Annotated in this window: 20 protein-coding genes; 13 read left to right on the top strand and 7 right to left on the bottom strand. The window is 73.0% G+C overall.

The features are described from left to right. Positions 1-40: 40 nt before the first annotated feature. The gene (locus DIZ27_RS15265) at positions 41-1,297 is read right to left on the bottom strand and encodes a D-arabinono-1,4-lactone oxidase (RefSeq protein ID WP_109378941.1); all 1,257 of its coding nucleotides are present in this window, start codon (positions 1,295-1,297) and stop codon (positions 41-43) included. Positions 1,298-1,483: 186 nt separating this feature from the next. On the opposite strand from DIZ27_RS15265, the gene DIZ27_RS15260 reads away from it, so the two are divergent. The 5 genes from DIZ27_RS15260 to DIZ27_RS15240 all read left to right on the top strand — a co-directional run bounded on the left by DIZ27_RS15260 (position 1,484) and on the right by DIZ27_RS15240 (position 8,076). Then, positions 1,484-2,809 (top strand): radical SAM protein, encoded by a 1,326-nt coding sequence (locus tag DIZ27_RS15260; protein ID WP_109378940.1) that lies wholly within the window; start codon positions 1,484-1,486, stop codon positions 2,807-2,809. Between the two features lie 249 nt (positions 2,810-3,058). Then, positions 3,059-4,582, top strand: a complete 1,524-nt coding sequence (locus DIZ27_RS15255; protein ID WP_109378939.1) for a cellulose-binding domain-containing protein — start codon at positions 3,059-3,061, stop codon at positions 4,580-4,582. Between the two features lie 371 nt (positions 4,583-4,953). Further along, the gene (gene rsgA, locus DIZ27_RS15250) at positions 4,954-6,024 is read left to right on the top strand and encodes a ribosome small subunit-dependent GTPase A (RefSeq protein WP_109378938.1); all 1,071 of its coding nucleotides are present in this window, start codon (positions 4,954-4,956) and stop codon (positions 6,022-6,024) included. A gap of 88 nt (positions 6,025-6,112) precedes the next feature. After that, complete coding sequence (locus DIZ27_RS15245; RefSeq protein ID WP_109378937.1) at positions 6,113-7,516, top strand: bifunctional transcriptional activator/DNA repair enzyme AdaA; 1,404 nt, start codon at positions 6,113-6,115, stop codon at positions 7,514-7,516. Then, positions 7,513-8,076 carry a methylated-DNA--[protein]-cysteine S-methyltransferase gene (locus DIZ27_RS15240; RefSeq protein WP_109378936.1) on the top strand — a complete coding sequence of 188 codons (564 nt, stop codon included), beginning with the start codon at positions 7,513-7,515 and terminating at the stop codon, positions 8,074-8,076. Before DIZ27_RS15245 ends, DIZ27_RS15240 begins: the two co-directional genes overlap by 4 nt. A gap of 26 nt (positions 8,077-8,102) precedes the next feature. Here the strand turns inward: DIZ27_RS15240 and DIZ27_RS15235 are convergent, their stop codons facing one another. Next, entirely contained in the window at positions 8,103-8,585 is a 483-nt protein-coding gene (locus DIZ27_RS15235) for a DUF456 domain-containing protein (RefSeq protein WP_109378935.1), read from the bottom strand. A gap of 178 nt (positions 8,586-8,763) precedes the next feature. On the opposite strand from DIZ27_RS15235, the gene DIZ27_RS15230 reads away from it, so the two are divergent. Then, a complete protein-coding gene (locus DIZ27_RS15230) occupies positions 8,764-9,975 on the top strand; it encodes a protein phosphatase 2C domain-containing protein (RefSeq protein ID WP_109378934.1) in 1,212 nt (403 codons plus the stop codon). 93 nt (positions 9,976-10,068) lie between these two features. Next, complete coding sequence (locus DIZ27_RS15225) at positions 10,069-11,811, top strand: pyruvate dehydrogenase (protein ID WP_109378933.1); 1,743 nt, start codon at positions 10,069-10,071, stop codon at positions 11,809-11,811. Positions 11,812-11,818: 7 nt separating this feature from the next. On the opposite strand, the gene DIZ27_RS15220 is transcribed toward DIZ27_RS15225, so the two are convergent. Beyond that, entirely contained in the window at positions 11,819-13,171 is a 1,353-nt protein-coding gene (locus DIZ27_RS15220) for a helix-turn-helix transcriptional regulator (RefSeq protein ID WP_109379008.1), read from the bottom strand. 290 nt (positions 13,172-13,461) lie between these two features. Between DIZ27_RS15220 and DIZ27_RS15215 the strand changes: the two genes are divergently transcribed. Further along, positions 13,462-14,082, top strand: coding sequence for a hypothetical protein (locus DIZ27_RS15215; protein ID WP_109379009.1), 621 nt, complete (start codon positions 13,462-13,464; stop codon positions 14,080-14,082). A gap of 242 nt (positions 14,083-14,324) precedes the next feature. Continuing rightward, entirely contained in the window at positions 14,325-14,774 is a 450-nt protein-coding gene (locus DIZ27_RS15210; protein ID WP_258308377.1) for an ATP-binding protein, read from the top strand. A 14-nt stretch (positions 14,775-14,788) separates the two neighbouring features. On the opposite strand, the gene DIZ27_RS15205 is transcribed toward DIZ27_RS15210, so the two are convergent. Next, the gene (locus DIZ27_RS15205; protein WP_109378931.1) at positions 14,789-15,832 is read right to left on the bottom strand and encodes a DUF2637 domain-containing protein; all 1,044 of its coding nucleotides are present in this window, start codon (positions 15,830-15,832) and stop codon (positions 14,789-14,791) included. Positions 15,833-16,080: 248 nt separating this feature from the next. Continuing rightward, positions 16,081-16,935, bottom strand: a complete 855-nt coding sequence (locus DIZ27_RS15200) for a (2Fe-2S)-binding protein (protein ID WP_109378930.1) — start codon at positions 16,933-16,935, stop codon at positions 16,081-16,083. Positions 16,936-17,124: 189 nt separating this feature from the next. On the opposite strand from DIZ27_RS15200, the gene DIZ27_RS15195 reads away from it, so the two are divergent. Next, positions 17,125-17,988 carry a GntR family transcriptional regulator gene (locus DIZ27_RS15195; RefSeq protein ID WP_109378929.1) on the top strand — a complete coding sequence of 288 codons (864 nt, stop codon included), beginning with the start codon at positions 17,125-17,127 and terminating at the stop codon, positions 17,986-17,988. Positions 17,989-18,004: 16 nt separating this feature from the next. Here the strand turns inward: DIZ27_RS15195 and DIZ27_RS15190 are convergent, their stop codons facing one another. Together DIZ27_RS15190 and DIZ27_RS15185 are read right to left on the bottom strand one after the other, a co-directional pair. Beyond that, entirely contained in the window at positions 18,005-18,772 is a 768-nt protein-coding gene (locus DIZ27_RS15190) for a hypothetical protein (RefSeq protein ID WP_109379007.1), read from the bottom strand. A gap of 239 nt (positions 18,773-19,011) precedes the next feature. After that, positions 19,012-20,727 carry a PucR family transcriptional regulator ligand-binding domain-containing protein gene (locus DIZ27_RS15185; protein WP_109378928.1) on the bottom strand — a complete coding sequence of 572 codons (1,716 nt, stop codon included), beginning with the start codon at positions 20,725-20,727 and terminating at the stop codon, positions 19,012-19,014. Positions 20,728-21,224: 497 nt separating this feature from the next. Between DIZ27_RS15185 and DIZ27_RS15180 the strand changes: the two genes are divergently transcribed. From DIZ27_RS15180 to pucD, 3 genes are read left to right on the top strand one after another with little or no spacing between them, the layout of a single operon-like run. Next, the gene (locus tag DIZ27_RS15180; RefSeq protein ID WP_109378927.1) at positions 21,225-22,115 is read left to right on the top strand and encodes a xanthine dehydrogenase family protein subunit M; all 891 of its coding nucleotides are present in this window, start codon (positions 21,225-21,227) and stop codon (positions 22,113-22,115) included. Further along, positions 22,115-22,720 (top strand): (2Fe-2S)-binding protein, encoded by a 606-nt coding sequence (locus tag DIZ27_RS15175; RefSeq protein WP_109378926.1) that lies wholly within the window; start codon positions 22,115-22,117, stop codon positions 22,718-22,720. The genes DIZ27_RS15180 and DIZ27_RS15175 overlap by 1 nt, the downstream gene beginning before the upstream one ends. Further along, complete coding sequence (pucD, locus tag DIZ27_RS15170; RefSeq protein ID WP_258308376.1) at positions 22,717-25,140, top strand: xanthine dehydrogenase subunit D; 2,424 nt, start codon at positions 22,717-22,719, stop codon at positions 25,138-25,140. Before DIZ27_RS15175 ends, pucD begins: the two co-directional genes overlap by 4 nt. The last annotated feature ends 46 nt before the right edge of the window (positions 25,141-25,186 follow it).

Genomic DNA, 25,186 nt, shown 5'->3' with positions numbered 1-25,186 from the left:
TCCGCTTCTCCCGGGGCCAGTTCGCCAGGAAGGGGAGCAGTCAACCGCCCAGGACGCTCCGGACGAACGTGTTGGTGAACTTCCCCGCGGGATCCAGGGACCGGGCCAGGGTCCGGAAGTCGTCCAGGCGCGGGTAGCGGGCGCGCAGGTCGGCCGCCGACGTGGTGAACACCTTCCCCCAGTGCGGTCGCGCCTCGAAGGGAGCCAACGCCTCCTCCAGCCGCCGCACCACGGGCAGCACGGCCGAGGTGTCCTCCACCCAGGTGAAGTGGGCGGCCACGGTGTCCCGGTCGTAGCAGGGGCTGAGCCACTGGTTGTCGGCGGCCACCGTCCGCACCTCGCAGGTCTGCAGCACGGGGTGGACGGCCTTCCGGATCCCGTCGATCGCGTGCAGCATGTCGAGGGCGAACCGGCGCGGCAGCAGATACTCCGACTGCAGCTCCGCCCCGCTGCTCGGGGTGAACTCCGCGCGGAAGTGCGGCAGCCGCTCGTGCCAGGGCCCCGGCACCCCGAACTGTTCCGTGCAGTTCACCGCCGGCATGCCGGGCACGGGGTGCAGTTTCTCGGTCGCGGGCGCGGCCCAGGGGAAGTCCGGCAGCGGCTGGTCCGTACGCCGCTTCACCCACACCTGCCGGAAGCCCGGCGCGCCCCAGTCGGTGAACAGGCTCACGCTGTACGCGGCCGACATCACCTTCTCGAAGGTGGCGGCATCCAGCCCGGTCTGCGGGAGCTCGGTGAACAGATGCTGTTCGACGTCGTAGGAGGGCGTCAGGTCCAGGGTGAGTGCGGTGACCACACCGAGCGCGCCGAGCGAGGTGACCGCCCCGCCGAACCGCGCTTCGTCCCCGCGGTCGATCCGTACCGTCGAGCCGTCCGCCGTGACCAGTTCCACCGTGCGCACGGACGAGGCGAGCGGGCCGTTGCCGACACCGGAGCCGTGCGTGCCGGTGGCGACCGAGCCGGCCACCGAGATGTGCGGGAGCGACGCCATGTTCGCCAGCGCCAGCCCGTGCCGGTGCACCTGCCGGGCCAGCTCGGCGTACCGCACGCCGCCGCCGACCCGGACCGCCTTGGCCGCCGTGTCCACGTCGATCTGCGGGGGCAGCGCGTCGAGGGAGAGCAGGACGCCGTCCGCACCGGCCTCGGCGATCTCGTTGAAGGAGTGCCCGCTGCCCAGGACCCGCACCCGGGAACTCCCGGCGACCAGCGTGCGCAGCGCGTCCAGGGTGTGCGGGCGGTGCAGCTCCTCGGCGGCGTACGTGATGTTGCCGGCCCAGTTGGTCACGGTCCCGGTCATGCGGCCCCTCCCCGAGTCGTCGAGCGTGTCGGGGACATCACATCACCGCGCCGACCGGCCCCGATGCCGGGGGCCGCCGGTCCGTTCGCCGGACCCGGTTGCACACCCGAGGGGGCCGGGGGCATACCGTGAGGAGTCGTACGTCCGAGCCGGGAGTCGTACGTCCGAGCCGGAAGGAGACACGGGATGGGCAGCGGCAGCCGTACCGCGCTGGTCGAGGATCTTATGGAGCGGTTCCCGCATGTGCCGCGCGAGGCCGTCTTCAAGGAGGACCTGCTCCGGGGCGGTGTCGCCTTCGACTCGTCCGCGCTGAGCGACAACGAGAACGGCGAGGTCAAACCGAAGTCGTACTTCATCTTCTCCTTCGACCACGGCACGCTGCCCGAGCTGGGCGAGGCCGCGCTGCGGCGCCCGCCCGAGGAGATCATCCTCACCGGCGGCCCCTACGACCTGCGCCGGACGGTCGTCTCCGTCCGGGTGAACCCGGCCTCCCCGTACCGGGTAGCCGCGAACGAGGACGGCGTGCTCGGCCTCTACCTCGACGGGAAGCGCATCGCCGACGTCGGCGTGCCGCCGATGCCCGAGTACTACCGGCACACCCTCGCCAACGGGAAGTCCGTCATGGAGGTGGCCCCGACCATCCAGTGGGGCTACCTGATCTACCTGACCGTCTTCCGGGTCTGCCAGTACTTCGGTGCCAAGGAGGAGTGCCAGTACTGCGACATCAACCACAACTGGCGCCAGCACAAGGCGGCCGGCCGTCCCTACACCGGGGTCAAGGACGTCGAGGAGGTCCTCGAGGCCCTGGAGATCATCGACCGGTACGACACGGCGAAGGCGTCCACCGCCTACACCCTCACCGGCGGCGCGATCACCAAGACGGTCGCCGGCCGTGACGAGGCCGACTTCTACGGGCACTACGCCAAGGCCATCGAGGAGCGCTTCCCCGGCCGCTGGATCGGCAAGGTCGTCGCCCAGGCGCTGCCCAAGGACGACGTGCAGCGCTTCAAGGACTACGGCGTGCAGATCTACCACCCCAACTACGAGGTGTGGGACCGCCGTCTGTTCGAGCTGTACTGCCCGGGCAAGGAGCGCTACGTCGGCCGCGACGAGTGGCACAGGCGCATCCTGGACTCCGCGGACGTCTTCGGCGCGCGCAACGTCATTCCCAACTTCGTGGCGGGCGTGGAGATGTCCGAGCCGTTCGGCTTCACCACCGTCGACGAGGCCATCGCCTCGACCACCGAGGGCCTGCGCTTCTTCATGTCGCACGGCATCACGCCCCGCTTCACCACCTGGTGCCCCGAGCCGACGACCCCGCTCGGCAAGGCCAACCCGCAGGGGGCGCCGCTGGAGTACCACATCCGGCTGCTCGAGGCGTACCGCGCCACGATGGACGAGTTCGGTCTGGCCTCGCCCCCCGGCTACGGCCCGCCCGGACCCGGCCGTGCGGTGTTCTCCGTGAGCTCCTTCATGGACAGCCTCCCGGAGCAGAAGACCGTCGGGGCGTAAGAACTCCCTGGCCCCTCGAGGGCCCTTGAGCAAGGCCGAGAGGGCCGGAACCGGGACGGTTCCGGCCCTTCTTGCGTATGGTGCCCGGGGGGCGTGCGCGGGCGCGCGTGGGCGCCGTGGCGTGCGAAGTGGAGACAGCGCTTGTCAGTTGTGTCGACAGCGTGAAAAGCTCGTCCATCGCCCCCGCGGTTTTCCCCAACTGCTTTGTCGACGTCACGAGTTGACCTCTTTCGTGGATGCAGGAGACTTATGCCCGACCTGCCGGCCCCCCAGGACGCCACCGAGGCGGCACTGTTCTCCGAGTGCTGGGACGCGGTGCTCTCCTACGCCGACCTGTGCACGGCCGGCTCCACCGCCGCCGCGCAACTGGCGCGCGAGGCGTTCGCCCAGGGCATACGCGAGGTGCGCGAAGCGGAGGCGACCACCGTACGCGCGGCCGGCCGCCGCTCGTCCAGGCTGCCCCGAATACCCCTGCTGCTGACCGCCGTTCGCACCACCGCGGCGGCCTGGGAGGAGAGCGGACAGGGACACCGGCTCGATCCCGACCTGCGGCTGTGGCTCCACTCCGAGAACGCCGCCCGCTTCACCGGCCCGCCGCTGTCGCGCCCGGTCGCCCTGCGCGGGCTGCGCGATCTGCAACAGGCCGACGCCGAACTGCTGTGGCTGGCCGAGGCGGAGTCCCTCCCGCTGCCCCTGGTGGCCCGTCGGCTGGGCCTCGACCCTGACACCGCCGCCGACGAACTCGCCCAGGTCCGCGGCTTCTTCCGGGACCGGTGCCACCGCAACCACCTCGACTCCCCGATGGACGCGGAGTGCCGCAGCTACGCCCGGCTGCTGGACGCCGTCACCCGTTCGCCCGCCGCCGACACCCCCGAAGACCTCTCCAAACACCTCGCCACCTGCGTGCGGTGTGCCGAGGCCGCGGCCTGTCTTCGGCTGCACGACGGCGGGCTGCCCGCCGCCCTCGCCGGCGGGGTCGTCGGCTGGGGCGGCCTGGCCTATCTGGAGCGCCGCCGCCGCGCGGCCGAGGCGCGGCTCGGCCCCGGCCGCCCCGACGGCCCCGGAGCGGGCGGCGACCCGGCCGACGGAACCGGCCGGGCACGCGCCACCCGCAACGGGCTGCTGGCCGCCGCCGTCCTGGTGTCCGCCCTCGCCCTCGCCGTCTCCCTGATGCCGTTCGGCGGCACGGAGGCCGACAGCGCGATCCGTACCGGCGCCGACCCCGGACCGGTGGCCGACCCGGGCCCGTACCCGCCCGCGGCGCCGGCTCCCTCCGCCTCCGTCACCGCCTCCGGCCCTGCCCCCTCCGGCACTTCCCAGCCGCCCTCCGAAGGCGCCCCGGACCCGGCGAAACCCGACCCCGACCCCGAGCCCCAGGGCAGCACCACCGCCACCGCCGAACCCCGAACCGCCGAACCCCGAACCACCGCGCCCCGGACCACCGCGCCCAGTAGGTCGGCCGTCTGCCACGCCGCGTACGACCTGGTCAACCAGTGGCCTGCCGGCTTCCAGGCCACCGTCACCGTCACCACGACGGAGCCTCTCGGCTCCTGGCGCGTGGCCTTCACCTTCGAGGACGGCCAGCGCGTCACCCAGATGTGGGACGCCGACGTCAGCCAGAACGGGTCCCGCGTCACCGCCACCGCCACCGACTACAACAAGACCGTCCCCGCCGGCGGGAGGCTCGCCTTCGGCTTCATCGCCTCCTGGAACGGCACGAACTCCCCGCCCTCCGACGTCACCCTCAACGGCCACTCCTGCACGACCGTGTGACGCGCCCCGGCCCGAAGCCCTGGGCATCCGGGGCGCCCGTCAAATCGGTGGCGCCCGGGTCGGCGGTCTCCTACAGTGAGGGCCGCAGCACACGAGCGGCGCGCGCATGCGCCGTGGTCCGCTGCCGCCGGATCGAGCGAGGGATGGGAGGTGTGACCGATGGCTGTCTTCGTGACGGGCGCTGCCCGCATCCAGGAATCCATCCGTTTCATCTCCGTGGCCACCGGCTGACCTCACCTTTCCGTTCCGCGCGTCTTCGCGCGGCCGCCGGGGCCACCCTCGCGAAGGGTCACCCCTTGAGTTCCACCTCTTCCTTCACCTCCTCCACTTCCTCCAGCTCTTCCGTCTCCCTCTCCGCGTCGAAGTCCTCCGTGCTGGCCGCCTACGGCTGGGACGGGACGTGGGCCGACGCGTTCGCCCCGTACGAGGCCGAAGGGCTGCTGGCCGGACGCGTGGTGCGGGTCGACCGCGGGCAGTGCGACGTGGCCACCGCAGACGGGACCGTACGGGCCGACACCGCGTTCGTCACCCCGCGCGACCCCCTGCGGGTCGTGTGCACCGGGGACTGGGTCGCCGTCGAACCGGAGGGCGGCATCCCGCGCTACGTACGGGCGTACCTGCCGCGGCGCACCGCCTTCGTGCGCTCCAGCTCCTCCGAGCGGTCCGAGGGACAGATCCTCGCCGCCAACGTCGACCACGCCGTCATCGCCGTCTCGCTCGCCGGCGAGCTGGACCTGGCGCGGATCGAACGGTTCCTCGCCCTCGCCTGGGAGTCCGGGGCGCAGCCGGTGGTCGTGCTCACCAAGGCCGACCTGGTGCCGGACGCGGTGACCCGGGCCCATCTGGTCCAGGACGTGGAGACCGCCGCGCCCGGCGTCCCGGTGCTCGCCGTCAGCGCGCAGGACGGTGAAGGGCTGGACGTCCTGGCCGCGGTCGTCTCCGGCGGTACGTCGGTACTGATCGGCGTGTCGGGCGCGGGCAAGTCCACCCTCGCCAACGTGCTCCTCGGCGAGGACGTGATGGACGTCCAGGCGGCCCGGGAGGTCGACGGCAAGGGCCGCCACACCACCACCACCCGCAACCTGCTCGCCCTGCCCGGCGGAGGAGTCCTCATCGACACCCCGGGCCTGCGGGGCGTCGGGCTCTGGGACGCCGGCAGCGGCGTCGGCCAGGTGTTCTCCGAGATCGAGGAACTCGCCGGGGGCTGCCGTTTCCACGACTGCGCGCACGAGAGCGAACCGGAGTGCGCGGTCCTCGAGGCCATCGAGACGGGCGCCCTCCCGGAACGCCGCCTCGAGAGCTACCGCAAGCTGCTGCGGGAGAACCAGCGCATCGTGGCCAAGACCGACGCGCGGCTGCGCGCGGAGATCCGCAAGGAGTGGAAGCGGAGGGGGGCGGTGGGCAAGGCGGCGATGGAGGCGAAGCGGGGCCGCCTGCGCTGACCCGTCGGCGTGCTCCTCGCCGCACCCCGTCTCCCTGTCCGATTTCCGCCAGCCGGACTCCCCCGGCCGGCGGAGACTGGACGGTGTGATGGACGAGGACAGCAGGTACGAGGCGGTGCGCAGCCGGGACGGACGGTTCGACGGGGCGTTCTTCTTCGCCGTCGGGACGACCGGGATCTACTGCCGTCCCAGCTGCCCCGCGGTCACACCGAAACGACGCAACGTGCGGTTCTTCGCGACCGCCGCCGCCGCGCAGGGCGCCGGATTCCGGGCCTGCCGGCGGTGCCGTCCGGACGCCGTCCCCGGCTCCGCCGAGTGGAACGTGCGCGCCGACGTGGTGGGCCGGGCCATGCGGCTGATCGCCGACGGCGTGGTCGACCGCGAGGGCGTCGCCGGACTGGCCGCCCGGCTCGGCTACAGCGCCCGCCAGGTGCAGCGCCAGCTCACCGGCGAACTGGGCGCCGGGCCCGTCGCCCTCGCCCGCGCGCAGCGCGCGCACACCGCGCGCGTGCTGCTGCAGACCACCGGGCTCCCGATCACCGAGATCGTCTTCGCCGCCGGGTTCGCCAGCGTGCGGCAGTTCAACGACACCGTCCGGGCCGTGTACGCCGCGACCCCCACCGCACTGCGCGCCGCCGCACCCGGCCGCGGCCGGGCCGCCCGCCGTACGGCCACCCCCACGGCGGGCATCCCCGTGCGGCTCGCCCACCGCGGCCCGTACCAGCCCCGTCCCGTCTTCGACCTGCTGGAACGCGAGGCGGTCCCGGGCGTCGAGGAGGTCACTGGGATCCCGGGTGCCCGCACCTACCGGCGCACCCTGCGGCTCCCGTACGGCATCGGCGTCACCGCCGTCGACGAACGTCCCGGGACCACGCGCACCGGCTCCGCCGCCCGCCCCGGCGGCTGGCTCGACGCCCGTGTCCACCTGACTGACCTCCGGGACCTGACCACCGCCGTCCAGCGGCTGCGGCGCCTCTTCGACCTGGACGCGGACCCGTACGCCGTGGACGAACGGCTCGGCGCCGACGAGCGGCTCGCCCCGCTGGTCGCCGCCCGGCCCGGACTGCGCTCGCCGGGCACCGCCGACCCGGAGGAACCCGCGGTACGGGCCCTGGTGGGCCGCGAGGAGGCCGCGCGGCTGGTCCAACGGTACGGCAAGAGGCTCGACGCCCCCTACGGGAGCCTCACCCACCTCTTCCCCGAACCGGCCGTCCTCGCCGAGGCCGAACCCGGTGGCACCCTGGGCGCGCTCACCGCCGCCCTCGCGGACGGCACCGTACGCCTCGACCCCGGCGCCGACCGGGACGACGCAGCGGACGCCCTGCGCGCCGTTCCCGGCCTGGACGCCCGTACCATCGCCGAGATCCGCACCCGTGCCCTCGGCGACCCGGACGTGGCCCCGCCCGGTCCGGATCTGCCCGACAGCTGGCGCCCCTGGCGCTCATACGCACTGAACCACCTGCGCGCGGCAGGGGAGTTGGAGTACCGATGACCACGACGAACACGACGAACACGACGAACGCGACGAACACGACGAAGGTGACGACCACGACGTCGAGCACCCCGCACCCGTACTGGACGAGCGTGCCGAGCCCGCTCGGGCCATTGCTCCTCACCGCCGGGCCGGACGGGGAGCTGACCTCGCTCTCGGTGCCCGGTCAGAAGGGCGGTCGCGGTGTGCCGGCGGGCGGGCGGCAGGACCCGGGACCGTTCCGCGCGGCGGAGGAACAACTCGCCGCTTACTTCGCCGGTGAGCTGAGGGATTTCCGGCTGCCCCTGCACACCGCCGGCACCCCCTTCCGGGAGAAGGTCTGGGCCGCACTCGACGACGTCCCCTACGGGGCGACCGTGTCGTACGGCGAGATCGCCGCCCGGATCGGTGCCTCCCGGGCCGCCGTACGGGCCGTCGGCGGCGCGATCGGCGCCAACCCGTTGCTGATCGTGCGCCCCTGCCACCGGGTGATCGGCGCCGACGGGTCGCTGACCGGATACGCGGGCGGCCTGGACCGCAAGGTGCGGCTGCTCACCCACGAAGGGGTGCTTCGCCCGTAGCCGGGCGCCCGTTTCGCCCGGGGTTCTCAGCCCCAGACCACCGCGCCGAGCCACGCCGCCGTGATCAGCTGGCAGGTGAACAGTTCGGTCAGCAGGCTCCAGCCGCCCGCGCGCATCGCCGTACGCGTCGCCGCGACCGCTTCGCCGTGGCGGCCCAGGCGGATCCGCTCGCCGGCGTAGATCCCGGTTACGAAGCCCGGGACGGCGCCCAGCACGGGCACCAGGACGAAGCCGAGGAACGACCCCGCGCCGGCGTACGCCAGAACCCGCCCTTCGATCCCGTCGGCCCGTAGTCGGCGGGGCGACAGCGTCCAGTGGACCACCTGGGAGAGGAGCAGGGCGACGGTCGCCCCGACGAGCACCCACCACGCCACGGGCCGCGGGTCCTTCAGGGCCCACCAGAGGGTCCCGGCCCACACCAGCCACGACCCCGGCACCCCGGGCAGCAGTACTCCGCACAGGCCGAACAGGATCACCAGTCCGGTCAGCAGGAGGTCCCACGCTCCCATCCGTCCAGGGTGCCGGAGGGCGACGAAAGGCGCAGACCAGGTGCGCCGGACCCGCACCGGCCACTCCTGTCGAACGGACGTTCCGGGTGGCGGGTGGCGCACCGTCGCCGCCCGCCACCGGGGACGGATTTCCTGATGCCCCGTTTCCATCGGACCCTCGCGGTGGAGAATTGAGGGTATGAGCGAGCAGGGGGGCGGGTCCGCCGGTCACGAGGACGACTGGTGGGGGCAGTTGTACGACGACGCCGGTGATGACACGGGCTCCGCGGCCGCGGCCGACTCCCTCGACGACCGCTTCGACTCCGCGGCCGGCACGGTGAACGAGCGGCCGACCGCGCCCGCCGCCGAGGCCACGCCCACCCTCGCCGATGTCCCCGCCGACCCCCGTGCACAGCGCCCCGTCCGCCCCGCCGGAGCGCCGCCGGTGCCGCGCGGTCATGTGGGCTCCCGGCTGCCCACCTACGACGCCGAACCCACCGCGCTGCCCGCCGCCGACCCCCACGAACTGGACGACCTGGTCCCGGACACCGTGCTGGACGGCGCCCGGTACGGGGCCTGCACCCTGCGGGCCGCGTCCGTACGGGGCGATTCCGCGCGCCACCGGGGCGAACCGCGGCGGGACGCCCTGCTGACCGCCCGGTTCGGCAGCGGGGACCGGGCGCTGGTGCTGGTGGCGGTCGCGACCGGCGTACGGGCCGCCCCCGGCGCACACCGCGCGGCCGCCGAGGCCTGCCGGTGGATGGGCAAGGCGGTGGGCCTCAGCCATTCCCGTCTCGCCGAGGACATCAGGGCCGCCCGGCGCGGTGAACTCAAGTCCGGACTGCACCGCCTCACCGACCGCACCCTCGGCAGGCTCCGCGCGGGCGCCGCCGAGCAGGGCCTCGCACCCGAGGCGTACGGGGCCACCCTGCGCTGCCTCCTGCTGCCCGCCGACCCCGAATGCCGTACCCGGGTGTTCTTCGGCGTCGGCGCCGGCGGCCTGTTCCGGCTGCGGGACGGCGCGTGGCAGGACATCGAACCGGAGGCCGCCGAGGCCAGGGGAGGGGCCGTGATGGGCTTCGGCTCACCGCCCTCCGAGACCCCCGAGGGCGACCGGCTCACCATGGACCTCGGCATCCCGACGCCCCCGAGCCCGTACGAGCCCGCCCCCGGCCCTCCGCGCGAACCCTTCCGCTTCCGTACCTCCGTAGCCCGTGAGGGTGACACCCTCCTGCTGTGCAGTGCGGGCCTCGCCGATCCGCTGCGCGGCGAGCGAGAACTCCGGTCCCACCTGGCCGAGCGGTGGTCCCGACCCGAACCGCCGGGCCTCGCCGCGTTCCTCGCCGACACCCAGGTACGGGTCAAGGGGTACGCGGACGACCGTACGGCCGTCGCCGTCTGGGAGGCGTGAGCGCGACGGGTGTGAATTCATGGAACCCGGAGGGAGACCCGGAAGCCCACAAGCCCGAGGGATTCACGGACACCGAAGGGGCACCCGAGAGCCATGGCCAAACAGAACGTCGCGGAACAGTTCGTCGACATCCTGACCCGCGCGGGAGTCAAGCGCCTCTACGGCGTCGTCGGCGACAGCCTCAACCCGGTGGTCGACGCCGTGCGCCGCAACTCCGCCATCGACTGGGTCCACGTCCGGCACGAGGAGACCGCGGCCTTCGCCGCCGGTGCCGAGGCCCAGATCACCGGCCGGCTCACCGCCTGCGCCGGCTCCTGCGGGCCCGGCAACCTCCACCTCATCAACGGGCTGTACGACGCCCACCGGTCCATGGCCCCGGTCCTCGCCCTCGCCTCGCACATCCCGTCCAGCGAGATCGGCCTCGGCTACTTCCAGGAGACCCATCCCGACCAGTTGTTCCGCGAGTGCAGCCACTACAGCGAGATGATCTCCAGCCCCCAGCAGATGCCCCGGCTGCTGCACACCGCCATCCAGAACGCGGTGGGCCGCTCCGGAGTCAGCGTCGTCACCCTGCCCGGTGACATCGCCGACCACGCCGCCCCGGAGAAGGCCGCCGAGACCGCCCTGGTCACCTCCCGGCCCACGGTCCGGCCCGGCGACGCCGAGATCGACCGGCTCGTCGACATGATCGACGCGGCCGGGAAGGTCACCCTCTTCTGCGGCGCCGGCACACAGGGCGCGCACGCCGAGGTCATGGAGTTCGCCCAGAAGATCAAGTCCCCGGTCGGGCACGCCCTGCGCGGCAAGGAGTGGATCCAGTACGACAATCCGTACGACGTCGGCATGAGCGGGCTGCTCGGATACGGCGCCGCCTACGAGGCCACCCACGAGTGCGACCTGCTGATCCTGCTCGGCACCGACTTCCCGTACAACGCCTTCCTCCCCGACGACGTGAAGATCGTCCAGGTCGATGTGCGGCCCGAGAACCTCGGCCGCCGCTCGAAACTTGACCTCGCGGTGTGGGGCGACGTGCGGGAGACGCTGCGCTGCCTGACCCCGAGGGTCAAGGCCAAGGACGACCGCAGGTTCCTCGACCGGATGCTGAAGAAGCACGCGGACGCGCTGGAGGGGGTGGTGAAGGCGTACACGCAGAATGTCGAGAAGCACGTGCCGATCCACCCCGAGTACGTGGCCTCCGTGCTGGACGAACTCGCCGAAGACGACGCGGTGTTCACCGTGGACACCGGGATGTGCAACGTCTGGGCGGCCCGCTACGTCTCGCCCAACGGCCGCCGCCGGGTCATCGGTTCCTTCTCCCACGGCTCGATGGCGAACGCGCTGCCGATGGCGATCGGGGCGCAGTTCGTCGACCGGGGCCGACAGGTCGTGTCGATGTCCGGGGACGGCGGATTCACCATGCTCATGGGTGACTTCCTCACCCTCGTCCAGTACGACCTGCCGGTGAAGGTCGTCCTCTTCAACAACTCCTCGCTCAGCATGGTCGAGTTGGAGATGCTGGTCGCCGGGCTGCCCTCGCACGGAACCGCCATGAAGAATCCCGACTTCGCCGCCGTCGCCCGTGCCTGCGGCGCGCACGGGGTGCGGGTGGAGAAGCCGAAGGACCTCGCCGGAGCCCTCAAGTCGGCGTTCAAGCACAAGGGTCCGGCCCTCGTCGACGTCGTCACCGATCCCAACGCGCTGTCCATCCCACCGAAGATCAGCGCCGAGATGGTGACCGGCTTCGCGCTGTCCGCGTCGAAGATGGTGCTGGACGGAGGGGTCGGCCGGATGCTCCAGATGGCGCGCTCCAACCTGCGCAACGTGCCCCGGCCGTGACGGGAGGTCAGCCCATCCGGGGCGCCCAGCGGCGGGCGCCGGTGTCGTACTCGTAGCGGGGCAGACCCTCGATGCCGCTGGTGCGGAACGGACGGCCCCGGTCGTCGATCCGCACGGTGCCGGAGCGGCCGGTGAAGGACCAGTCCAGTTCCAGGTACCAGCTGCAGTCGCAGGTCACGGTCCGGGCGGTGACCTGCAGCACCTCCGGGTCCGTCGCGGAGACCCGGTAGGGCATCCGGACCGCCGGGATCGGCGTACCGGCGTCGTTCCCGGCGACCGCGCGGGCGACGGGCCGGTCCTTGTCCAGGTCCACGTCGAAGTACCGCGGGGTGAGGGCACCGCCGCAGCCCTGGTCCATGGCGTACGCGTTCCCCGGGGCGGGGTCGGTGCGGCCGGTCACCCGGACCCGCAGCGCCGTGAGGACGACGGCCGTGTCGGACGTCCCCTGCACGGACAGCTCCACGATCGTCTCGCCCCCGTGCACCGCCGTCTGCGTCGCCGCCCAGGTACCGGCGTCCTGCGGGGCCGGGGGCGGCGGCACCTCGGCGGGCGGCTTGGCGATGACGTAGTCGTGGCCGCAGCCGAACGCCCAGGCATGCGAGTCGACGGTCCAGGCGAGGGGCGCCCCGGCGGGGGCGGCGGACTTCTCGGGGGTGCGCCCGGCGCCCCCGGGAGCGGCCGGGCCGGACGGCTCGCCCCGCGCTCCGGGGGCGCCGGGGGTGCGCCCCGAGACGGAGGAACCAGAGGAACCAGGAGAACCTGACGCGGGTGGCGACGGGGCGGGGCGGTCCGCTGCCGTGGGTTCCGCGGAGGCGGTCGGTGCCGGGTTCGCGGTGGCGGCCCGGGTGCCGTCGTCGGGGGAGGAGCGGTGGCCGTCCGGCAGCGCGGCCAGTGTTCCCACCGTGGCGAGTGACGCACAGGCGACGGCAAGTGTGCCCGCGACGCGCTTGCGCCGGTACCAGGGCCGGGGGCGGGCGGGCGCGGGCCGAGGGCCGCTCACGGTGCCGGCGTCCGGGGCGGGACGCTCGGTGCCGGTGTCGGTGCCAGTACCGGCGACGGCAGCGTCACCGTCACCGCCGGGCGCCTCCGCCTCCGCCGCCCGAGGCCGTTGTCGTGCCGCGACCGCCAGGAGCCAGCGGCGGTGGAGTTCCAGGCGTTCCCCGCCCGACGCCCCGCACAGGGCGGCGAAACGCTCCACGGGCGCGAAGTCGAGGGGCACCGCCTCTCCGGCGCAGTAGCGGTGCAGAGTCGAGGTGTTCATGCCGAGGCGGCGGGCCAGCGAGCCGTAGCTGCGGTCCGTACGCTCCTTCAGTTCCCGCAGCAGCGCCGCGAACCGCGCCACATCGTCCTGTGCCGACACCGTCACCTCGTACTCGTTGGGCCGAACCGGGCACGGAACGGCATCCCAGGCACCCCATGTACCTGCACGTCAGACGGGCTGGGATGGTTCCATCCCCAGGGACCGGGCGCCGACGCTTGCGCCGGCCTCCCGGGACGGCCGATGCTCTGGGTGTCGTCCCGACGACCACCGGACGGACCACCGCGCCCATGACGGTGGCCGCGGTGCACGACGGCCGGACCAACGGCCGGCCGACACGGCCGCAACACGCCGTACCGCATCCCACCACGCACTCCTCACGGGGGACACCCATGCCCACGCGCACCCGCGCCGCCGCACTCTCCGCACTCACCCTCGCCGCCCTCGCCGCCGTCACGGCACTCACCGGGCCGGCCGGGGCCCTGGAGAACAAGGCCGCCTCACCCAGGTTCCTCGCGGCTTCCGAGCTGCCTCCGCACGCGTGGTCCGAGTGGACCGCGGGACCGGTCACCGACGGCTTCCCGATGGAGCTCGCCTACTGCCTGGGCGAGGGCGTGCCGGCCCACGGCTACCGGCACCGGGTCTTCCACACCGAACTGGACACGGGCGCCGTGCAGGCCACCGTCGTGACCGGCTCGGCCGCCCAGGGCAAGGCACTGGCCGCACTGCTGAACAAGAAGATCCGTTCCTGCGCGGACCGGATCGAGCGAACCGACCCGGAACTCGACGCCGAGGGCCGGTACTACGGCTCGCTGCCGGTCGAGGAGGGCGCGCAGGTGCACGGTCTGCACACCAACGCCTCCTGGGGTGCCACCGACATCCACCTGCTGTCCGTGGGACGGGACGGCAGGACGGTGACCGTCGTGAGCTGGGGGCAGATGGGCGACTTCGACGACGCCCCGGTGGCCGCCTTCAAGAAGACGACGACCACGGCCGTCGACAAGCTGTACTGACGGCGCCCACGACCACCGTGAAGACCGGGGTCGTCCTCTCGCCACGGGGGTCGGGAGGACGACCCCGCACACGTGTGTGGCCGTTGAAGTTCGGCCAATAACCGGCCTTGACCATGCCACATGACTTGGCGCGTGGGTGATGGGGCATGGATTCCCATGGACATGTTCGAGCCGCAGGGGGAATCGACACCGGAACGCGGGCGGGGGCCATGAGAAGGCAGGCACGAGGGGGTGGCCCCGGCATGGCCGGGACGACCCGGGTGACGACCGTGGAGGAGACGGCCGACGGCGACGGGGAGCGGGCCCCGGCGGCACAGCTGAGACGCCGACTGGGACGCGCGGACCTGCGGGCGGTGCCCGAGTCCCGCCACGACCTGCGGCAACTGCTCAGGCACTGGGGCAGACCCGGACAGTCGGAGACGGCCGAGCTGCTCACCACCGAGCTCGTCACCAACGCGCTGGTCCACACCGACCGGGCGGCGGTCCTCACCGCCACCGTCGGACCCCGTGGACTACGGGTCGAGGTACGGGACTTCGTGGACCACGAGCCCCGGCCGCGGGTACCGGACACAGGTGACGGTACGCACGGCCGGGGGCTGGTGCTGGTCGAGTCCCTCGCCGACGCGTGGGGGATCAGGGCGCACGCGGTGGGCAAGGCGGTCTGGTTCGAACTCGACGCGGACGCCGCCTGACGCGCCGCCGCCCGTCAGCCGAACTGCTGCTCCAGGTCCTTGAGCTTGCGCTCCAGGGAGTCCAGGCGCGGCAGTGCCTGGGTGTCGTCCTCCGCGGTGAGGTCGACGGTCACCGGGTCGGAACCGCGGCGTACCGGCTGGAGGGAGGGACGTGCGCGCATCGGCAGGGCCTCCGGCGCCGGTATGACGGGCTCCGCGGAGACCATGTCGTCGGCCCGCTCCACCGTCGGAGCCTCCACCTGGTGGCCGGCGCCCCGGCCCAGCACACCGCGGTGGCCGCGGCTGATCGCCTTCAGCCGCGCCCGCTCCACCCGCTCGTGCTCGCGCCTGCGCCGTCGCGTCTCGTCCTTCTGACGCTGGTCCTCGCGCACCTCCTCGACAGCCTCGTCCAGGCTGCGCACGCCCTCCAGGAGCATCAGCGACCAGGCACGGTACGTCTCACGGGGGGCCCGCAGCCAGCGGACGATACGGATCTGCGGCAACGGGCGCGGCACCAGGCCCTGTTCGCGCAGGGCGGCCCGGCGGGTCTGCTTCAGCGCGCGGTCGAACAGCACGGCCGCCGACAGGGACATACCCGCGAAGAAGTGCGGGGCGCCCGCGTGTCCGAGGCCCCGGGGGGCGTGCACCCAGTTGAACCAGGCCGCGGCGAACGCGAACGTCCACACGAGTATGCGGGAGCCGAGCGCCGCGTCACCGTGGCTCGCCTCGCGTACGGCGAGCACCGAGCAGAACATCGCCGCGCCGTCCAGACCGAAGGGGACGAGGTACTGCCAGCCGCCGGACAGGCCGAGGTTCTGCTCACCGAAGCCGACCAGGCCGTGGAAGGAGAGCGCCGCCGCCACCGCCGCACAGCAGAACAGCAGGACGTAGGAGACGGTGCCGTAGACGGCCTCCTTGCGCCTGCGGCGCTCCTCGCTGCGCTCCCACGAGTCGTCCGCACTCGTGTCCTTGACCGAGGAGCGCTTGCCTCGCGCGAGCACCGCCACCGCCGCCAGCATGCCCAGGAGCAGCACGGCGCCCGGAAGCAGCCAATTCAGCGATATATCGGTCAGTCTCATCTAGGGGTCCCTTGCATTGGGATAGGGCGTAACGCCCGCCATAGTGGCCCAATCCCACCGTCCCTCAGGGGATTTCGGGGCAAGTGGCGGCCATCGAAGCGCGAGGGGACACCCAGGGCGTCGTTCTGCTCGAACTGACGCTTGGGTCGTGAGAGTCGGGTTCGAATGAGACTACCCGTACGAGTGGTTCGATGGAGAGTTCCCGCGGCGAGTGAGGGAATCGTGAATCGCCTGTGACCTTCGCGGCGTCAGCTCGCCCTTGCCAGCTGCCTGGTGACGGCCTTCGCGCCCCCGCAGGTGCGCGGGCAGGTGGCGCAGATGTCCTCGGGGCGCAGGGTGTAGAACATGCAGCAGCTGATCCGGTCCCGGGTGTGCGTCGGTTCGCCCTCCGGCCCGGTCGCCCGGCGGAACCCCGCCGCGCCGACGTACGGCTTGGTCGCGCCGGGCAGCAGCAGTTCCAGCTCCCGCAGGGCCCGCTCCTCCTCGCCGAGCAACTGGCCGATGTACCGCAGGCTCTCCACGACCTCGTCGGTCGCCATGCCCCACAGAGCACGGCCGCGCCGCCGCATCCGCGGGCCGAAGCCCGTCAGGACGGGTTCGAGGTGCTCGGCGACTGCGGTCCGCACCTCGGCCCGCAGCGCCTCCTCGTGCGGAACCACGCGGGCGCCGGGCAGCGAGGCCGCCGGGTCGCCGGGAAGGCAGGCGAAGGTGTCCGGCCGTACGGCCATGCGGCCCACGGCGAGCCCGGCGGCGGTGCGGTCGAAGGAGACGTGCGTCACGGGGTAGCGCGGCACGCGGCGGTGCAGGAACCACGGCACGGTGATCAGCAGGCAGGCGGGCCAGGCGTAGCGGTGCAGGCCGAAACTGGCGACCACGTCCGGGCGGGCCCGCTGCCCGTAGTCCCGCAGTATCTGGCTCTCGTCCCAGGACAGGAAGGCGTCCAGCGCGCTCCCGCCGTCCCCTTCGGCGAGGGCGTCGGCGGCGACCCAGGCGCCGCCCCGGGGAGTCTCCTCGCCGGCGGCGAGTTCCGTGACGGCGAGTGCCGGGAAGACCTCTGCCAGGCGGGCGTACGCGTCCGCGACGGCCGAACCGGGCACTGCCATGGGACCACCCCTTCACGTCTCGTCGAGCCGGACCGATGCCGGCTGACACCGGGCCAATAAAGGTAAGCCTCACCTTACCCAAGATCGCCGGGATGTGAACCGAGGGCCCGGTGCCCTTAAGGTGCTTGACGAGCGAGTGACAAGCCGCCGTAATGACCCCAAGTACCGATACATCCGGAGGAGGACCCGGTGAAGCAGGGCACGAAGGGCTTTGTCGGGGTGGACGACACGGGGACCGGACAGGGCGCCACGGGCAGGGGCAGGGTGCCCGCCCAGCCCGGCGCGGAGGACGCGGACCGGCCACGGAACCGGCCGCGAGGTGAGGGGACCGGCGCCGCCGCACCCGGCAGGGCCGAGGCCGACGGCGTGCGCGGTGAGCACACGCACAGCGAACCGGCCCTTCCCCGGCCCCTGCCCCGACGGTCCGTCCAGCGGTCCTCCGTGCGCGGGCAGATCCTCGCCGCGCTGCGCACCGCCCTGGTGACGGGTGATCTGCGGCCCGGCGCGGTGTACTCCGCGCCGGTGCTGGCCGAGCGGTTCGGGGTCTCCGCGACACCGGTCCGCGAGGCCATGCAGCAACTCACCCTGGAGGGCGCGGTCGAGGTGGTGCCGAACCGGGGGTTCCGGGTCGTGGAGCGGGACGACCGGGAACTGGCCGAACTGACCGAGGTCCGGGCGCTGATCGAGATCCCGGTGGTGCTGCGGCTGTCCCGTACGGTGCCCGCCGAACGCTGGGCCGAACTGCGCCCCCTCGCCGAGGCCACCATCCGCGCCGCCTCCTCCGGCTGCCGTGCCACGTACGCCGAGTCCGACCGCGCCTTCCACCGCGCGGTGCTCGCCCTGGCCGGCAACGAACAGTTGCTCCGGATCGCCGAGGACCTGCACCGCCGCGCCCAGTGGCCCCTGATCGGCTCCGCCCCCGGCGCCCGGGGCGGGGCGGCGCGACTGGTGACCGACGCCCACGAACACACCGCCCTGCTGGATGCGTTGATCGCAGGTGACCCGGACGCGGTGCGGTTGCTGGTGGAGGACCACTTCACCGGGGTGGTCTGAGAACGTCGGGGCGCCACTACGCCGGGGCCGCTCCCGGCGCCGGCGGGGCCAGTTGGCGGGACAGCCAGGTGGGGACACCGCCGAGCAGGCGCAACAGGCGGCGGGCCTCCTCCCGCAGGCGGGACGCCTCCGGGTCGGTCTCCGTGTCGGCGAGGGAGACCAGGGCCGGTGCCGTGCCGACCAGATAACCCAGCTCCTCGCGGATCCGCAGTGATTCGGCGAAGCCGTGCCGTGCCTCCGCCAACTCGCCCTCCCTCAGGGCGAGACCGGCGAGGTGGCGCCAGGTGCCGGAGAGCAGCAGCGGATCGGCGTGCGCGGTGGCGCCCGCGTGGGCGCGGCGGTACGCGGCGCGCGCCGACTGCGGGGACCGGGTCAGATTCTCGGCGATCAACCCGCGCCGGAAGTCCAGCAGCGCCCGCGCCGCGGCCCCCGGAGGGATCAGCGCCGCCGCGCGTCCGAGCGCGGCCCGTGCCTCGTCGGCCCGGTCCCGCACGCCGAACAGGGTGGCGGCGTAGGCCAAGTACCCGCGTTCACAAGCGGCGGCGCCCCGCTCGTCGTCGCTGTCGGCCAGCGCCTCGGCCGTACGCAGCGCGTCCTCGGCCTCCTCCCACCCCGCCTCGGTGTACAGGCACCGCTCCACCAGGAGCGACGCCCGCTGCAGCGCGGTGGCCGGGGTCACCGGCGTGAGCAGGGCGGCGGCGTCGACCCAACAGGCGCGTGAGCGCAGCCGCCATACCGCGGTCTGGAGAGGATCGTCACCAGCGGTCGTTCCGTTACCAGACATGGCGGTATGCGCCACGTTGCCCTCCCCGAGCACGCCTTCGAGCTGTTGAGTGGTGGCCGCATCTCAGCACGAACAACGGGGCCGGGCCAAGAGGGCGGGTGAAGGATTTCACAAAGTCATGGATCAACGGGCACGAACGGCCAACTCCCCGACGGCGCCCGCGAGTCCCCACCGGCGCACGACTCCACCGCACGCCACCCCCGCCCCGGGCGGCCCCGGCCCCCGTCGGCGGTCCGCCCTCAACTCATGCGGAGCGCCAGGAAGAAGTCCAGCTTGTCCTCCAGGCGGGACAGGTCACGGCCCGTCAGCTGCTCGATGCGGCCCACCCGGTACCGCAGGGTGTTGACGTGCAGATGCAGCCGGGAGGCGCAGCGGGTCCAGGAGCCGTCGCAGTCCAGGAAGGCTTCCAGGGTGGGGATCAACTCGGCGCGGTGGCGCCGGTCGTACTCCCGCAGCGGGTCCAGGAGACGGGCGGTGAAGGCCCGCCGTACGTCGTCGGGGACGAAGGGCAGCAGCAGGACGTGCGAGGCCAGCTCGTGGTGGCCGGCCGCGCAGACCCGGCCCGGACGGGCCGCGGCCACGCGCCGCGCGTGCCGCGCCTCCTCCAGGGCCCCGCGCAGCCCCTCCGCCGAGTGCACGGCCGCGCTGACCCCGAGCGTGAGCCGCCCGTCGCCGTCCAGGCCGGCGGTCAGCGGGTCCCGTACGGACTCCAGCAGGGTCTCCGCGAGGAGCCCGCTCTCGGCGGAGCCCTCGTGCTCGCCCGCCACCGCCGGCAGCGGGACGAGCGCGATCGCCTCCTCCCCGGTGTGTGTCACCGCGAGCCGGTCGGACTGCTCGGGCCCCGTCGACGCCGGGTCGACCAGGATCTCCTCGAGCAGCGCCTGCGCCGCCGGACCGCCCTCGACCCCGCCGCCGTCCCAGTCGACGCGGGCCACGACCACCTGCCAGTGCGGCGCGGCCCCGAATCCGGGCAGCAGTACCGGCGCCGCCACCCGCAGCCGGGCCGCGACCTCGGCCGGCGCGGCTCCCGCCTGCACCAGCTCCAGCACCTCGTGCGCGAGCCGGCGGCGCACCGTGCGCGCCGCGTCCCGGCGGTCCCGTTCGACCGCGATCAGCTGGGTGACGCCGTACAGCAGGTCCAGCCGTTCCTCGGCCCAGTCCCCGGCGTCCGCCTCGACCGCCAGCAGCCAGTCCGACAGCACCGTCCCCCGGCCGTCCGGGCCGTCCTGGACCCCGGGGGCGTCCCGCCCGTCCCGCGGGGTCCGCGCGGAGTGCCCGCCGCCGCGCACCGGGAAGAGGCTGTACGTGGTCCGGTCGTCCAGCGTCACCCGGTGCGGTCCGGGTCGGCCGGAGCGGGCGGCCGCCAACTGCTCCGCCGCGAGCCGTGCGCCCACGCCCGCGGGCAGCCCCGGCCCCGCCGCCTTCGAACCGGCGATCAGCCGCCCGGTGGGCGAGAGCACCCATGCCCGCAGGTCCAGGTCGGTGCCGAGCAGATCGAGCACCACGTCCGGGCCGCCGCCCGCCGGGCCCGAGGTCATCATCCGCCGGTGCCGGTCCACCACGGCCGCGAGGTCCCCGGCCCGCTCGCCGGACACCTTCCGCACGACGTGCTCGGTGACGGTCGCGAAGGCCACCGACTCGTGCACCGCGAACAGCGGCAGCCGGTGCCGCGCACAGGCCGCGATCAGGTCGTCCGGGATGTCGCCCAGCTCGGCCTCACCGGCCGCCAGGGCGGCGATCCCCGCCCGCACCATGCGCCGTACGAACGGCTCCGAGTCGGCGGGGTCCCGGCGCCAGGCCAGGCCCGTGAGCACCAGTTCCCCGCCCGAGAGATAGCGGCTGGGGTCCTTGAGGTCGGTGGTCATCACCCCGTGCACGGTGCGGTCCAGCTCGTCCTCGCCGCCGAGCAGCCTGAGACCCAGCGTGTCGGTCTCCAGCAGTGCGCGCAGCCGCATTCTCGTCGCCGCCGTTCCCTTTGTGTCGATGTGTGCGTCGGTATGTGAGTTACGTGCTTTACATGCGTCGATGTGTACGTTGACGCGTGCGTCGATGCCTACGATGGGCCGTGGAGAGAGCTCAGCGGTTTCGGCGCAGCGCCCGGCGGGCGGCCGATCGGTTGCGGTCGGCCGGTTACCAGAAGAGTGCTCTCCATGCCCTCTGGATCCGTTGTTCCTGGAGGAAGACATGGAAATCACTGCGATCGTCGAGGTCGCTGAAGCCGCCGAGGCTCTCCGTTCATATGAATCTACAAGATGACTGCACTGGCCAGCCAACTCCTTCATGGCTTTCGTGACTGACCCGGGTGGAGCAACGGACGGTGTACTGAGGCGCACTCCGGGTGAATCCCCCACGGACGGGCCGGGCCCGCCGGGCACGGATCGGCTCGATCCCGTACGACTCACGGGAGGAACAACTCGACGCGCACGACACGAGACGAAGAAGAGAGTCGGTCATGGACTTCCTTCGCCCAGCCAGCTGGGAGGAGGCGCTCGCCGCGAAGGCCGAGCACCCCACCGCCGTACCGATCGCGGGCGGCACCGATGTGATGGTCGAGATCAACTTCGACCACCGCAGACCCGAGTACCTCATGGACCTCAACCGCATCGCCGACCTCGCCGAGTGGGAGGTCGGCGAGGACACCGTACGGCTCGGCGCCTCCGTCCCGTACTCGAGGATCATGGAGCACCTGCGGGCCGAGCTGCCGGGTCTCGCCCTCGCCTCCCACACGGTCGCCTCCCCGCAGATCCGCAACCGCGGCGGGGTCGGCGGCAACCTCGGCACCGCCTCCCCGGCGGGCGACGCCCACCCGGCGCTGCTCGCCGCCGGTGCCGAGGTCGAGGCCGAGTCGGTGCGCGGGTCCCGCCGCATCCCGATCGACGCCTTCTACACCGGTGTGAAGCGCAACGCGCTGGCGCCGGACGAGCTGATCCGCGCCGTGCACATCAAGAAGGCCGACGGCCCCCAGCAGTTCTCCAAGGTCGGCACCCGCAACGCGATGGTCATCGCCGTGTGCGCGTTCGGCCTGGCCCTGCACCCCGGGACCCGTACGGTCCGCACCGGCATCGGCTCCGCGGCACCCACGCCCGTACGCGCCACGGCCGCCGAGGAGTTCCTGAACGCGGCGCTCGACGAGGGCGGCTTCTGGGACAACGGGAAGATCGTCACACCGTCCGTGGCCAAGCAGTTCGCGGACCTGTGTGCCGCCGCCTGCAACCCGATCGACGACGTCCGGGGCACCGCGAGTTACCGCCGGCACGCCGTCGGCGTCATGGCCCGCCGCACGCTGACCTGGACCTGGGAGTCGTACCGCGGCGCCCGCCGTAGCACCGAGGGAGCCGCGTGATGCGCATCGACTTCACCGTCAACGGACGGCCCCAGCAGGCCGACGACGTGTGGGAGGGCGAGTCCCTGCTGTACGTGCTGCGCGAGCGGCTCGGCCTGCCCGGCTCCAAGAACGCCTGCGAACAGGGCGAGTGCGGCTCCTGCACGGTGCGCCTGGACGGCGTCCCGGTGTGCTCGTGCCTCGTCGCGGCCGGCCAGGCCGAGGGCCGTGACGTCGTCACGGTCGAGGGACTGGCGGACTTCGCCCGGCAGCGTTCCCGCGGTGCCGGTGCCGGACACTGTGCCACTCCCGCGGAAAGCGGCACCTCCTTGAACGAGGCCCACCGGTGGCAGGCGGCCCCGGGCGCCGGCTCGCAGACCGGCGAGGGCACCGAACTCGCCCCGATCCAGCAGGCGTTCATCGATGCCGGCGCCGTCCAGTGCGGCTTCTGCACCCCGGGCCTGATGGTCGCCGCCGACGAGATGCTGGAGCGCAACCCCAGCCCGAGCGACGCGGACATCCGCGAGGCGCTGTCGGGCAACCTGTGCCGCTGCACGGGCTACGAGAAGATCATGGACGCGGTCCGCCTCGCGGCCGCCCGCCAGTCCGAGGGGGCCCGCGCATGACCACCCAGGAGCCCTCCACAGCGCCCGGACCGGCCGGCACCCCCCTCGGCGCGCCCGCCACCCTCACCCAGGGCGCGCGGACCAGGGGCGGCATCGGGGAGTCCACCCTCCGCCCCGACGGCACCCTCAAGGTCACCGGCGAGTTCGCGTACTCCTCCGACATGTGGCACGAGGACATGCTCTGGGGCCAGATCCTGCGCTCCACGGTCGCGCACGCCGAGATCGTGTCGATCGACACCTCCGAGGCCCTCGCGCTGCCGGGCGTGTACGCCGTCATGACACACGACGACCTGCCGACCGAGGTGAAGAACTACGGCCTGGAGATCCAGGACACCCCCGTCCTCGCCCACGGCAAGGTCCGTCACCACGGCGAGCCCGTCGCCATGGTCGCCGCCGACCACCCGGAGACCGCGCGTCGCGCCGCCGCCAGGATCAGGGTCGAGTACCGCGAACTCCCGGTCGTCACCGACGAGGCATCCGCGCTCGCCCCCGACGCGCCCCTCGTCCACGAGAACCGGGAAGACCGCCACTTCGCCCACGTCCCCCACCCCAACATCGTCCACCGCCAGCCGATCGTGCGCGGTGACGTGGCACGGGCCCGCGAGCGGGCGGACGTCGTCGTCGAGGGCGAGTACACCTTCGGCATGCAGGACCAGGCGTTCCTCGGCCCCGAGTCGGGACTCGCCGTCCCCGAGGAGGACGGGGGCGTCCACCTCTACATCGCCACCCAGTGGCTCCACTCCGACCTGCGCCAGATCGCGCCCGTCCTCGGCCTGCCCGAGGACAAGGTACGGATGACCCTGTCCGGCGTCGGAGGCGCGTTCGGGGGCCGCGAGGACCTGTCCATGCAGATCCACGCCTGCCTGCTCGCCCTGCGCACCGGCAAGCCCGTCAAGATCGTCTACAACCGCTTCGAGTCCTTCTTCGGCCACGTCCACCGCCATCCTGCCAAGCTCTTCTACGAGCACGGCGCCACCCGCGACGGCAGACTGACCCATGTGAAGTGCCGCATCGTGCTCGACGGCGGCGCGTACGCCTCCGCCTCCCCGGCCGTGGTCGGCAACGCCACCTCCCTCGGCATCGGCCCCTACCGGGTCGACCACGTCGAGATCGAGGGCCTCGCCCTCTACACCAACAACCCGCCCTGCGGCGCCATGCGCGGCTTCGGCGCGGTCCAGGCGTGCTTCGCCTACGAGGCGCAGATGGACAAGCTGGCGCGGGAACTCGGCATGGACCCGGTGGAGTTCAGACAGCTCAACGCCATGGAGCAGGGCACGGTCATGCCCACCGGGCAGCGGGTCGACTCCCCGGCGCCGGTCGCCGAACTCCTGCGCCGCGTCAAGGCGATGCCGATGCCGCCCGAGCGGCAGTGGGAGAGCAGCGAGGGCGCCGACGTACGCCAGCTGCCGGGCGGCCTGTCCAACACCACCCACGGCGAGGGCGTCGTCCGCGGCGTCGGCTACGCGGTCGGCATCAAGAACGTCGGTTTCTCCGAGGGCTTCGACGACTACTCCACCGCGCGCGTGCGGATGGAGGTGGTCGGCGGGCAGCCCGTGGCCACCGTGCACACCGCGATGGCGGAGGTCGGACAGGGCGGTGTCACCGTCCACGCCCAGATCGCCCGCACCGAGCTCGGTGTCGCCCAGGTGACCATCCACCCGGCCGACACCCGGGTGGGCTCGGCCGGTTCGACCTCCGCCTCCCGGCAGACCTATGTCACCGGAGGCGCCGTGCGCCACGCCTGTGAGCTCGTCCGCGAGCGGGTGCTCGAACTCGGCCGGCGCCGGCTCGGCTCGTACCACCCGGCGTGGGCGACGGCCGAACTCCTGCTGGAGGGCGGCAAGGTCGTCACCGACGGCGGCGAAGTCCTCGCCGAGCTGGTGGACGTCCTCGGCGACGAGGCCGTCGAGGTGGAGGAGGAGTGGCGGCACCGGCCGACCGAACCCTTCGACCTGCGCACCGGCCAGGGCAACGGGCACGTCCAGTACACGTTCGCCGCGCACCGCGCCGTCGTCGAGGTCGACACCGAACTCGGCCTGGTCAAGGTGATCGAACTGGCCTGCGCACAGGACGTCGGAAAGGCGCTCAACCCGCTGTCCGTCATCGGACAGATCCAGGGCGGCACCACCCAGGGCCTGGGCGTGGCGGTCATGGAGGAGATCCTGGTCGACCCGAAGACCGCGAAGGTCCGCAACCCCTCCTTCACCGACTACCTCATCCCCACCATCCTCGACACGCCGACCATCCCCGTCGACGTGCTCGAACTCGCCGACCACCACGCGCCGTACGGGCTGCGCGGCGTCGGCGAGGCCCCGACCCTGTCGTCCACCCCGGCGGTCCTCGCGGCCGTCCGGAACGCGACCGGGCTGGAGCTGAACCGTACGCCGGTACGACCGGAGCACCTGACCGGCACCGCATGACAGACCCTCCGGGCGGCACACGAACGGCCACAGCGCGCGCCGCCCG

The organism is Streptomyces sp. NWU339 (assembly GCF_003143855.1).
In the GTDB taxonomy this organism is placed as follows: domain Bacteria; phylum Actinomycetota; class Actinomycetes; order Streptomycetales; family Streptomycetaceae; genus Streptomyces.
Note: the sequence above shows the minus strand (reverse complement) of the source record. Positions and strands in the feature narration are given on the sequence as shown.